A 12,941-nucleotide genomic window follows, 5' to 3' on the forward strand; every position below is an offset into this window, starting at 1 on the left:
ATGAGAAGCAGGCAATAAAAAATATTTTATAATGAGGCATGCAATTATTTTGCTCTTAGTGATTCTAACAATAGTCATTACGACAATGGCAACACTATAAATTATTCGGTAGTGATACTAAAGTGGATAATCTTTACAAAGTGTGTAGGAACCAATAATGAATAACGATGACAGCGCACTGTTTTTAGCAGAAATGGCAGGGGTAAAACCCATTAAGGCCAGTGATAGTATTTTTAGCTTCGATTCCGACATCGCAACAGAAGCGCAATTATCCAGACGAGCTGCTGCAGCGCAGAATGAGTACATTAGTAAACTTACTGTAGATCCGATGATGATTAGCGCGGTAAAACCGGAAGACATGGTGAGTTACAAGCTTGATGGGGTTCAAGATGAAGTGTTTAGTCATCTGCGGCTTGGTAAATATAAATATCAAACAGTGGTTGATTTACATGTTTATCGCTTAGCTCAAGCGCGGGAATACCTTATCGAGGCGATTATCAAAGCACATCATCGTGGTGAGCGTAATATTTTGGTTATTCACGGTAAAGGCTTTAAAAGTAAGCCATACCCAGGGTTAATGAAATCAGCAGTGTGCCAATGGTTGATGCAGTTAGACGAAGTGCAAGCCTATCATTCTGCTACTCGTACTCAGGGTGGCACCGGTGCAGTATTTGTTATGCTGGTTAAATCCGCTCAGCAACGAATTGAGGCAAGTGAAACTAATCGTAAAGGAAGCGGTTTTAGGTAGTCTATATTATCGGCATCACATAGCGTTATTACCCTTATAACAAGGCCTACTCACTAAAACAGTCAGTGGGCCTATTTGTTATTGGCAGTTCATTTAAAACAGCTAACGATGAGTTACCAACCGCATTGACGGTTTTGTTGGCTATTTTGCTTATCTAACCACACTTGTAATGGCGCAAAATAATCGAGTACCGCTTTAGCATCCATGTTTTTAGTGCCAGTGACGATATTTAACGCTTCAGGCCACGGCTGACTTAAACCTGACTCAAGCATTTGATTAAGCTTATCTCCGGCGTCTTTATTACCATAAATACTACAACGGTGCACTGGGCCTTTATTACCGGCGATCTCACATAATGCTTTATGGAACTGGAATTGAAGTACGTGGGCTAAAAAGTAGCGTGTGTAAGGAACATTGCCAGGGACGTGATATTTAGCGCCCGGATCAAAGTCTGCTTCAGTACGTGCTATAGGCGCTTTAACGCCTTGGTATTTTTCACGTAAATCCCACCAAGCTTGGTTATATTGAGCTGGGCTAATTTCGCCATTAAATACTTTCCAGCGCCATTGATCGATCATCAAACCAAATGGCATGAAGGCAATTTTATCAAGGGCTTGACGCAGTAACAGTCCGATGTCTTTTGATTCATCAGGCACTTCATCTAATAGACCGATTTGTTTGAGGTAACTCGGCGTAATTGATAGCGCAATCGTGTCACCAATGGCTTCATGGAAACCGTCGTTTGCAGAACCTTTAAATAGGTGAGGTTGGTTTTTATAAGCGCGCTGATAATAGTTGTGACCTAATTCATGATGAATAACGGTAAAGTCTTCGGCGGTTTTTTGAATACACATTTTAATGCGAATATCGTCTTCGTTATCTAGATCCCAAGCTGAAGCATGACAAACGACATCGCGATCTTTAGGTTGCACAAATAATGAGCGAGTCCAAAATGTTTCTGGTAGCGCTTCAAAGCCTAATGATGAGAAAAACCCTTCAGCTTGCTTAACCATTTTAATTTCATCATAGTTATTGGCCGCTAAAAGCTCGGTAACATTGTAGCCAGGATCTGCATCATCAGGGGCGACAGTATTGTAAATGGTTCCCCATTGCTGAGCCCACATATTACCCAATAGATGCGCAGGAATAGGACCATTATCTGGTGCTACCTCGTCTCCATATTGCTGATTTAGTTCGCCACGGACATAACAATGTAGTGAATCATATAAAGGTTTAATATCACCCCAAAGTCGGTCTAATTCGGCTGAAAACGCCTCAGGCTCCATATCATATTGACTACGCCAAAGTTCTGATAAATCGCTAAAGCCTAAATCTTGCGCGCCTTCATTAGCCAGCTCAACTTCACGTTTAAATAATGGACGCATAGGTTTGGCTATTTCACGCCATCCTTGCCATGCTTCTAATAGCACCGCAGGATCTTGAGATTCAGCCATCAAATTTGATAATTCTGGCTGGGTTAAGCAGCGACCATCGGCAAAACAGTATTTCCCTTTACCGTATAAGCCATTCAGTTCTGAGCTAATTTGTGCAAGCTCAGCGTTTTTAGCAGGATCTAATGGCGCAGGTAATACCAAGCTACTTCGTAAAATATGTAACTTGCGGGCGTTAACAGGATCTAATTCGACCTTGGCATATTTAGCCGCTTCGGTGGCAAAGCCAACTGACATCGAAGTCATTTTTTCACTAATTGCAGCAGAAAGCGCAGCAGTATCTTCAGTGATAAAATTGCTATAAACCCATTCGGTGCGTGCGCCTTCTACAGAGAGTTTGGCCAACTGTGCTTCAGCATCATTAATAAATGCGATTGCTGAAGCGCTATCAATTTTGGTTGTTTTTTCAGTTGATTGGCTAGCTGGTGGCAGAGGATTTGTGGTGGTTAAATTAATCTCTTCATCCATTTGTTGGCAGGCTGAAAGGCCAAGCGCCATTGAAATAACAACAGCGATAGTAGACGGTTGTTTAAAAGTTAACTTCATCTTACAGGTTTCCTTATTTTTATTTTCGACGACAGTTTACATAATTAACTTAAATATTGCATTTTAGTTGCAACTTGGTGCGCAAAGGGTTGCTGTTACTGTGTTGAGATGTAATAGCTACAAGAAATTAGATTGACAACTGTGCGCTCAATGTTTAATTTAAACGAGTGTTTTAATTGATTTGGGTCATGGAATGGCAGGCAAAACAGATACAAAAACAAGAATATTAGATGCTGCTGAAAAACTTTTCGCTGAGAGGGGCTTTTCAGAAACATCTTTACGTCTAATTACTAGCAAAGCCGAAGTTAATTTAGCTTCAGTTAATTATCATTTTGGTTCAAAGAAAGAGCTGATTAGAGCCGTATTAGCACGCTATTTAGATGTGTTCATGCCAAGTGCAGCTGCTGAAATAGATAGATTATTTAAAAATCCACAACTAGCTAATTTGAATGAGATATTTTCATCTCTAATTAATCCATTATTGGAATTAAACCAAGTAAGGCAGGGTGGAACAACGATATTTCTGCAATTGTTAGGTCGTGGTTATATCGAAAGTCAGGGCCATTTAAGGTGGTTTATCACCACGCATTATGGTGATTATTTAAAAGTTTTCGTTAAAGCGGTATCAGAAAGTGCGCCGCATATTCCGCCTGCAGAAATGTTTTGGCGACTACACTTTACCTTAGGGACCATAGTATTCACCATGGCTTCAGCTGATGCACTTAACGAAATTGCAGAAGCTGATTATGGTGAACATAATGATACTGAAGCAATCATTCGTAAGGTGATTCCATATATGGCCGCTGGTGTTTCAGTGCCAATTTTAGCTAAGTAATAAGGGATTAACATGACTGTCGTTATACTGGTTTTAATAGCACTTGCTGTGTTATTTGGTGTGCGTAATTTAAGGATGCGATTTATCACGCGTCCGGTTTTTTCGTTTTTTAAGAAAGTACTTCCGCCATTATCTAGTACTGAAAAAGAGGCGATGGAAGCGGGTGATGTGTGGTGGGAAGGTGAATTGTTTGGCGGAAATCCAAACTGGAACACGCTTCACAATTACGGTAAACCCCAATTAACAGCAGCTGAGCAAGACTTTATCAATAACCAAGTGCAAACAGCGCTGAGTATGATTGATGATTATGACATTGTTCACAACCGCAAAGACTTACCACCTGAGTTATGGGATTACTTCAAAAAAGAAGGTTTTTTTGCATTAATTATTCCCACTAAATTTGGTGGTCGAGAGTTTTCTGCCTACGCCAACTCAACCATTGTCAGTAAAATTGCCTCTCGCAGCATTAGTGCAGCCGTTACGGTTATGGTTCCTAACTCTTTAGGCCCTGGTGAGTTATTAACTCATTATGGTACTGAAGAGCAAAAACAGCGTTGGTTACCTGCCTTAGCAAATGGTGACGAATTACCTTGTTTTGCCTTAACGGGTCCTGAAGCGGGATCAGACGCTGGTGCAATACCTGATACTGGTATTGTGTGTCGCCGCGAATTTAATGGTGAAGAAGTATTAGGTTTAAGTCTTACTTGGGATAAACGTTACATTACCTTGGCACCTGTAGCTACAGTGCTTGGTCTTGCATTTCAAATGCGTGACCCTGAGGGCTTATTAGGTGATACGGTTAATCTTGGTATTACCTGTGCGTTAATTCCAACCGATCATCCCGGTGTTGAAATTGGTCGTCGTCATAATCCATTGATGATGGCCTTTATGAACGGCACCACAAGTGGTGAAGATGTATTCATTCCACTGGATTGGATTATTGGCGGCCCTCAGTTTGCGGGTAAAGGCTGGAGAATGCTGGTTGAGTGTTTATCTGCCGGCCGTGGTATTTCATTGCCAGCATTGGCAACTGCATCGGGTCATATGGCCACTAAAACCACAACAGCTTATAGTTATGTAAGACAGCAGTTCGGTATGCCAATTGGTAAATTTGAAGGTGTACAAGAAGCGCTAGCGCGTATTATCGCTAACACTTATCAATTAGAAGCGGCCAGATGTTTAACCACCACCGGTATTGATTTAAAAGTGAAACCATCGGTGGTTACCGCGATTGCTAAATATCACATGACTGAATTAGGTCGAGATGTGGTAGAAGATGCGATGGATATTCAGTCTGGTAAAGGTATTCAGTTAGGGTCGAAAAACTATCTCGGTCATGCTTATATGGCCAGTCCTATTTCTATCACTGTTGAAGGGGCGAATATTTTGACCCGTTCGCTGATGATTTTTGGTCAAGGGGCAACACGCTGTCATCCTTATGTATTGGCTGAAATGGAAACTGCGGCGATGGAAGATAAAAAAGCAGCCATTAACCGTTTCGATTCATTATTAATGGGCCATATGACTTATGCTATTCGAAATGGCGTCATGGCTTTCTTTAATGCATTAACAGCCAGTAAAACCAATTCATCGCCAGTTAGTGGTACCACTCAGCAATATTATCGTGATATGAGCCGTATCTCGGCAGCTTTAGCGATAATGACTGATTTAGCTATGTTGGTCATGGGCGGTGATTTAAAACGTAAAGAGATGATCTCAGCGCGTATGGGCGATGTGCTAAGTCAATTATACCTAGCATCAGCAACCTTAAAGCTGTTTGAAGATAATGGCCGTCAACAAGATGATTTACCGGCAGTGCATTATGTCATGACTGAAAGATTACATCTTGCCGCTAAAGCATTGGAAGAGGCTATTCGTAACTTCCCAAATAAGTTTGTTAGCGTATTGCTTAGAGTGATCATATTTCCATTAGGTAATCACTTTAATGCGCCAACTGACAAACAAGCAACGACCTTAGCAGATGGTTTCATGCAACCTTCGCCAGCAAGAGATAGGTTAACTTTCTTATGTGCTGATTTTGACGGAGATAGCAGCGGCATTGCTGAAGTTGAGCAAGCATTTACAGCTAAATATGCTTGTAAAGGTTTGTACTCTCGCCTTAAGAAAGCCCAAAAAGCGGGGACTCTTGATGCGAAACAGCCAATGGTTGACTTGTTTAACCAAGCTTTAGCCAATGACGTGATTAATCAAGCAGAGCTTGAGCAGCTACTTGATGCCAATGAAAAGCGCTTAGCTGCGATTCATGTCAATGATTTTGAAAGCCTATAATCGAAAGTTAACTGACGTTTGACTGTAACGGTCTAGCGTTACCTGAGGTTTGAATGTTAAACAAGTAATGTTTATGCCTTGGGTACTGTTAGCCTGAAATAATGACGACACACAATTTTCTAAATCAAAACACACATATTTAGCACATAAAAAAACCACCTAATCAGGTGGTTTTTTATTAGCTATTTGAAGCAATTAACTCATATTAAGCAACAACAAGTACTTTACAAGTGTTAGTGCCACCAACAGTTTCCATTGCATCGCCTTTAGTCATTAATACCATGTCACCTGATTTAAGGTAACCAGCACCTGCAACCGCTTTTAACGCTTCTGATGCTAATGCATCAGCTGGGAAAGCTGTAGAATCAAACTGAACTGGCATAACGCCACGGAATAAAGCTAATTTTGCTAAGGTCTTTTGATGACGAGACAGTGCGAAAATTGGTAATGCAGAGCTGATGCGCGACATTAACTTGGTGGTTTCGCCTGATTCAGTCAAGCTGATGATAGCTTTAACACCTTTTAAATGGTTTGCAGCATACATAGTTGAAAGGGCAATGGTTTCTTCAATAGTATCGAATGTTTCGTTCATTCTATGCTTAGAAGACATCACAGATGGATGCTGTTCTGCACCAGCACAAACATTGCTCATTGCTAACACAGTTTCTTCAGGGAAGTCACCGGCAGCAGTTTCAGCTGAAAGCATCACAGCGTCAGTGCCATCTAGTACGGCGTTCGCTACGTCCATAACTTCAGCACGAGTTGGCATAGGGCTTGAAATCATTGATTCCATCATTTGAGTTGCAGTAATCACAACTTTGTTCAATTGACGTGAACGACGGATAAGTTTCTTTTGTACTGCAACCAATGCAGCATCGCCAATTTCAACACCTAAGTCACCACGTGCAACCATTACCGCGTCAGATGCTTTAATGACATCGTCCATCGCTTCATCAGTACCAACAGCTTCTGCACGTTCTACTTTTGATACAATAAGTGCAAAACTGCCCGCATCTTCAGCAAGCTTACGTGCTAAATTTAAATCAGCGCCAGTACGTGGGAAAGAAACGGCTAAGTAATCAACCTGAATTTGCGCAGCCGTTAAAATATCTGCTTTGTCTTTTTCAGTTAGTGCAGGGGCTGTTAATCCGCCGCCTTTTTTGTTGATGCCTTTATTATTAGATAAAGGACCCGCAACAGTAACACTAGTGAAAACTTTACGACCTTCTACAGATTCAACTTTAAGCTGAACACGGCCGTCATCAAGCATAAGAATGTCACCTATGACAACGTCATTTGGCAATTCTTTATAATCGATACCAACTTGTTTCTCGTCACCTTCACCTTTAGCAAGATCTGCATCTAAAATGAAAGTATCACCTAAATTCAACTGAATTTTTTTGTTATCTTTAAAGGTAGATACACGAATTTTGGGGCCTTGCAAATCACCTAATACAGCTACGTGAACACCTAACTCTTTTGCAATATTGCGAGCGTCAGTAGCACGTTTAAGATGATCTTCTGGTGAGCCGTGTGAGAAGTTAAGACGTACAACATTTGCACCAGCGGCAATGATTTTACGTAGGTTATCATCGCGGTCGGTTGCAGGTCCAAGTGTCGTAACGATTTTAGTTCTGCGGAACATAGGATACTCCGTTAATTTAAAAGAAAAAGAATTCGGTACTAAATATTATGAACTTATATTAACAGAGATTTTCGAATTATGTAGGAAAGTTACGAACAAAAAGATCGTTTTTGAGATATATATCTGTGACTGAGTCGTATAAATTCAATAAAAAAGGCCGAACAGGTAATATTGTTCGGCCTTTCGGACAGGTAATTATTTAGTAATAATTAGATGGTAAGATCTTTATTTATCCGAGATTCTTTCAATACTTCTTTAACACGTTTTAGATTATCGCGAAAACGCGGGCCTCTTCTCAAGGTAAAGCCTGTGGCTAACACATCAATAGTAACCAGCTGTGCTAAACGTGAAGCCATAGGTAAATACATGTCAGTATCTTCTGGCACTTCCATGGTCACCGGCAACGTACATTCGTGAGACAGTGGCGAGTTACGAGCAGTAATCCCAATCACCGCAGCGCCATTTTCACGGGCAATTCGGGCTATTTCGATTAATGATTTAGTACGGCCAGTGTGGGATATAAGCACCACAACATCACCTTCATCGCAGCCAATACAGCTCATACGTTGCATTAATACATCATCAAAACAAATGACCGGTACGTTAAAACGGAAGAACTTATTCTGCGCATCGTGAGCAACTGATGAGGATGCTCCCAGGCCAAAAAACGATATTGTTTTAGCTTGCGTTAAAATATCTACGGCTTTATTGACTGCAACCACATCAAGGCTTTGACGGGCAGTATCAAGGGATGCCATTGAAGATTCGAAGATTTTTGTTGTATAGGATTCAGGAGAATCATCTTCTTCAACATGGCGGCTTACATAAGGTGTACCGTTAGCAAGACTTTGGGCCAAATGTAACTTAAAATCAGGGAAGCCCTTAGTATCAAGTCTGCGACAAAAACGGTTCACAGTGGGTTCGCTGACGTCAGCCATTTTGGCAAGCGTTGCAATACTAGAGTGAATCGCCGTTTGCGGAGAAGAGAGAATGACCTCTGCAACTTTTCGCTCTGACTTACTAAATTGTGTAAGGCTTTTTTGCACCTTCTCAAGGGTATTCATAAGTAATTGTCCGCTAAAATGGATGATGTAATTTTATATCATAAATTACAATTTAGGAGGAAATGAAGTAATTTTCATACCTCTAAAAACGATTATAAGCCGTTTTGTTTTATTTTTTGTAACTAATCTATGATAGTAAAGTAATTTAACAACTAAAATACTATCAGGTTTTATGTGAAAAAGGCTAGATGTAACCAATATCAATAATTGTAAAATTATAATGCACAAATTTAATTCTGTTGTTATATTACAACAAAAGTGTGCTTTTATTCACTGGCAACTAAAAATGGTTTGCCTGTGAACACGCATAATAAAGGAGTATTTTAAGCAATGAGTAACTCATCAATAGGCGCCAAGGCTTGCGACTTTGTACTTTTTGGCACCAAAGGCGATTTAGCACGCCGTAAGTTGTTACCTTCTCTCTATCAGCTTGATAAAGCGAATCTATTAGATAAAGACACCAAAGTTATTGGTGTCGCTAAAGATGCCTTTACTCAAGAAGAGTTCATTGAACTTGTCAATAAAGCATTAAACACTTTTGTAAAGGACGAGTTATGTGAAGAGACCCTCGCTCGCTTTATTGCTCGTTGTCATTATATCGGTACTAATTTTACCGATTCTGAAGGCTACAAAGCTTTCCATGGTCTTTTAGAGCCAACTAAGCGTGTAATGGTCAGCTATTTCGCCACGCCTCCGTCAATCTTTGGTGAAATCTGTCGTTGTCTTAATGAGCAAAACCTTATTCATTCCGACACCCGTATCGTGCTTGAAAAGCCAATTGGCACTTGCCTTGCGTCATCAAAAGTCATTAATGACAAAGTTTCTGAATTCTTCAATGAAAATCAAGTTTACCGAATTGACCACTATTTAGGTAAAGAAACCGTTCAAAATCTCATTGCCCTGCGCTTTGCGAATTCATTGTTTGCTTCTAAGTGGGATAACCGCACGATTGATCATGTACAAATCACCGTAGCTGAAGAAGTCGGTATTGAAGGTCGTTGGGGATACTTTGATACTGCAGGTCAAATGCGTGACATGATCCAAAACCATTTACTGCAAGTGCTGACGCTTGTGGCAATGGACCCGCCAGTAAATTTAGATGCTGATAGCATTCGTGATGAAAAAGTAAAAGTACTTAAGTCATTGCGTCCAATTACCCCAAACAACGTGTTTGAAAACACGGTTCGTGGTCAATATTCTAGTGGTTATTTAAAAGGCTCACCTGTTCCTGGTTATTTAGAAGAAGAGGGCGCCAATGTTAAATCTAACACTGAAACCTTTGTAGCGCTTCGCGTTGATATTGATAATTGGCGCTGGGCTGGCGTGCCGTTCTACTTACGTAGTGGCAAACGTATGCCGTTTAAGAGCAGTGAGATTGTGGTTTACTTCAAAAACCCGCCGCATAATTTATATCGTGACACCATGCGTAACTTACCACCAAACAAGTTGACTATTCGTTTGCAACCCCATGAAGGTGTTGAAATTCAAATGATGAATAAAGTCCCAGGTCTGGAAGAAAAGCAACGCATCCAAACCACCAAACTTGATTTAAGTTTCACCGATACCTTTAAAAACGAACGCATTGCCGACGCTTACGAACGTTTATTACTTGAAGCCATGTTAGGTAATCAAGCATTGTTCGTGCGCCGTGATGAAGTTGAGCAAGCCTGGACTTGGGTCGATGGCATCATCAATTCTTGGGAAAATGGCGGCGAGAAGCCTAAGCCATATCCAGCAGGTACATGGGGCCCTGTGGCTTCAGTTGCTTTAATCACTAAAGATGGTCGTTCTTGGGACGAGTAAGGAAATATTATGATTAAAGAATCTGTATTTAAAGCATTTGCAACCCCAGCGGATCTCGAAGCCAAATTAGCTGACAAAATTGCCAGTCAGTTGCAGGATGCGGTTGATAGCCGTGGTAAAGCAAGTCTTGTTGTTTCAGGTGGCTCGACACCGCTTAAATTATTTCAATTACTAAGCAATAAAGCGATCGACTGGAGTGATGTTTATATCACACTTGCCGATGAACGTTGGGTAGATGCAGAAGCTGCAGATTCTAACGAGCGCTTAGTAAGAGCACATTTATTACAAAATCGCGCAGCAAGTGCCAAATTCCGTGGTTTAAAGAATATGTTTGATAGCCCTGAAAAGGGCTGTGACATGACGATTGAGTCTCTGGCTAACTTCCCTAAACCATTTGATGTTGTGGTATTAGGCATGGGTACAGATGGCCACACTTGTTCGTGGTTCCCTTGCAGTAAAGAATTAGAAAACGCTTTTACGACTGATTTACTTTGCGCAGCCGTTAATCCAACGACTGCTCCACATGCACGTATTACCTTATCTAAAGGTGCCATTTTAAACAGTCGCCAGATTTATCTGCATTTAGTAGGTGAGTCAAAACTATCCGTATATCGCCAAGCTTTGGAAAGCGACGATGTGAATGCAATGCCAATTAGAGCCGTATTAGCGCAGCGTAAAACGCCCGTTGATGTGTTTTATAGCGCGTAAAGGAGTTAACCATGCACTCAGTAGTTCAAGCTGTTACCGATCGAATTATCGCTCGTAGCCAAGATTCACGTAAAAAATATCTCGAAGCATTAAACGATGCTCGCGCCAAAGGCGTACATCGTAGTGCATTAAGCTGTGGTAACTTAGCCCACGGTTTTGCGGCTTGTAAGCCAGATGATAAAGACTCTTTACGTCAATTAACCAAAGCGAATATCGGTATTGTGACGGCATTTAACGACATGTTATCTGCTCATCAGCCATATGAAGATTACCCAAATTTCATTAAAAAAGCCTGCCAAGAAGTCGGTAGTGTTGCTCAAGTTGCTGCGGGCGTTCCGGCAATGTGTGACGGTGTTACCCAAGGCCAACCTGGCATGGAGCTAAGCTTACTGAGTCGTGAAGTGATTGCAATGTCAACGGCGGTTGGTTTATCTCACAACATGTTTGACGGCGCCTTATTATTAGGTATTTGCGACAAGATTGTTCCGGGTTTATTGATTGGCGCGTTAAGTTTTGGTCATTTACCAATGATGTTTGTGCCAGCAGGCCCAATGAAATCTGGTATTCCAAACAAAGAAAAAGCCCGTGTACGTCAACAATTTGCACAAGGTAAAGTTGATAGAGCTGCATTGTTAGAAGCTGAATCAAGCTCTTATCACAGTGCGGGTACTTGTACTTTCTACGGTACTGCTAACTCTAATCAGTTAATGCTTGAAATGATGGGGCTACAGCTTCCTGGTTCTTCGTTTGTGAATCCTGATGATCCACTACGTGATGAACTAACCGCAATGGCAGCTAAACAAGTGTGTCGTTTAACTGAAATGGGTACCCAATACACCCCAATCGGTGAGATTGTTAACGAAAAATCAGTGGTTAATGGCATCGTCGGTATCCTTGCAACAGGTGGTTCTACCAACCTGACTATGCACATTGTTGCTGCAGCGCGCGCCGCTGGCATCATTGTAAACTGGGATGACTTTTCAGATTTATCTGATTGCGTACCATTATTGGCAAAGGTTTATCCAAACGGTCATGCTGATATTAACCATTTCCACGCCGCAGGCGGTATGGCATTTTTAGTCAAAGAATTGCTAGATGCAGGGCTTATCCATGAGGATGTCAACACTGTAGCGGGCTTTGGTTTACGTAAATATACCCAAGAGCCGCGCATTCTTGATGGCAAGTTAACTTGGGTTAATGGGCCAACAGAAAGTTTAGACAAAGAAGTGTTAACTCACATCGACACACCTTTTCAAAATAACGGCGGTCTAAAATTACTTAAAGGTAACCTTGGTCGTTCAGTGATCAAAGTCTCTGCTGTACCAGCAGCTAACAGAATTGTTGAAGGTCCAGCGGTTGTGATTGACGACCAAAACAAGCTTGATGCAATTTTCCAAGCAGGTGGTTTAGACCGAGATTGTGTTGTGGTGGTAAAAGGCCAAGGCCCGAAAGCTAACGGTATGCCAGAGTTACATAAACTCACGCCATATTTAGGTACCTTACAAGATAAGGGCTTCAAAGTGGCGCTTGTTACAGATGGCCGTATGTCTGGCGCGTCAGGCAAAGTGCCTGCAGCGATTCACTTAACGCCAGAAGCATTAGATGGTGGCCTTATCGCTAAGGTTGAAGATGGCGACATGATCCGTGTCAATGCTGATACCGGCGAGCTAAGTTTACTGGTGGATGAAGCCACTTTAACTGCACGTGTAGCTGGGAAAGTAGATCTACATCACTCAAGTTATGGCATGGGCCGTGAATTATTCGGTGCTTTACGAAATAGTTTAAGCAGCCCAGAAACAGGCGCTCGTAGTACCAGTGCCATTGACGAAATTTATTAATTAAAAGGAAGATA

General features: G+C 41.4%; 9 protein-coding genes. 6 read left to right on the forward strand and 3 right to left on the reverse strand.

Going from position 1 to position 12,941, the window contains the following annotated elements; genetic code table 11:
* Positions 1-157: 157 nt before the first annotated feature.
* Entirely contained in the window at positions 158-748 is a 591-nt protein-coding gene (gene smrA, locus BCU94_RS14075; RefSeq protein WP_102476731.1) for a DNA endonuclease SmrA, read from the forward strand.
* Between the two features lie 113 nt (positions 749-861).
* Here the strand turns inward: smrA and BCU94_RS14080 are convergent, their stop codons facing one another.
* Positions 862-2,745: a M2 family metallopeptidase gene (locus BCU94_RS14080; RefSeq protein WP_102476732.1), complete on the reverse strand. Its 1,884-nt coding sequence runs from the start codon at positions 2,743-2,745 to the stop codon at positions 862-864.
* Positions 2,746-2,938: 193 nt separating this feature from the next.
* Between BCU94_RS14080 and BCU94_RS14085 the strand changes: the two genes are divergently transcribed.
* Together BCU94_RS14085 and BCU94_RS14090 are read left to right on the forward strand one after the other, a co-directional pair.
* Entirely contained in the window at positions 2,939-3,580 is a 642-nt protein-coding gene (locus BCU94_RS14085) for a TetR/AcrR family transcriptional regulator (RefSeq protein ID WP_102476733.1), read from the forward strand.
* Positions 3,581-3,592: 12 nt separating this feature from the next.
* A complete protein-coding gene (locus BCU94_RS14090; protein ID WP_102476734.1) occupies positions 3,593-5,869 on the forward strand; it encodes an acyl-CoA dehydrogenase in 2,277 nt (758 codons plus the stop codon).
* Positions 5,870-6,074: 205 nt separating this feature from the next.
* Here the strand turns inward: BCU94_RS14090 and pyk are convergent, their stop codons facing one another.
* Positions 6,075-7,514, reverse strand: coding sequence for a pyruvate kinase (gene pyk / locus BCU94_RS14095; protein ID WP_102476735.1), 1,440 nt, complete (start codon positions 7,512-7,514; stop codon positions 6,075-6,077).
* 209 nt (positions 7,515-7,723) lie between these two features.
* Positions 7,724-8,578, reverse strand: a complete 855-nt coding sequence (locus BCU94_RS14100) for a MurR/RpiR family transcriptional regulator (protein WP_102435538.1) — start codon at positions 8,576-8,578, stop codon at positions 7,724-7,726.
* A 330-nt stretch (positions 8,579-8,908) separates the two neighbouring features.
* On the opposite strand from BCU94_RS14100, the gene zwf reads away from it, so the two are divergent.
* From zwf to edd, 3 genes are read left to right on the forward strand one after another with little or no spacing between them, the layout of a single operon-like run.
* Positions 8,909-10,381, forward strand: coding sequence for a glucose-6-phosphate dehydrogenase (zwf, locus tag BCU94_RS14105; protein ID WP_102435536.1), 1,473 nt, complete (start codon positions 8,909-8,911; stop codon positions 10,379-10,381).
* Positions 10,382-10,390: 9 nt separating this feature from the next.
* Positions 10,391-11,089, forward strand: coding sequence for a 6-phosphogluconolactonase (gene pgl / locus BCU94_RS14110; protein ID WP_102476736.1), 699 nt, complete (start codon positions 10,391-10,393; stop codon positions 11,087-11,089).
* Between the two features lie 11 nt (positions 11,090-11,100).
* Complete coding sequence (gene edd / locus BCU94_RS14115; protein WP_102476737.1) at positions 11,101-12,927, forward strand: phosphogluconate dehydratase; 1,827 nt, start codon at positions 11,101-11,103, stop codon at positions 12,925-12,927.
* Positions 12,928-12,941 lie beyond the last annotated feature (14 nt).

Source organism: Shewanella sp. 10N.286.52.C2, from assembly GCF_002874545.1.
GTDB lineage: Bacteria > Pseudomonadota > Gammaproteobacteria > Enterobacterales > Shewanellaceae > Shewanella.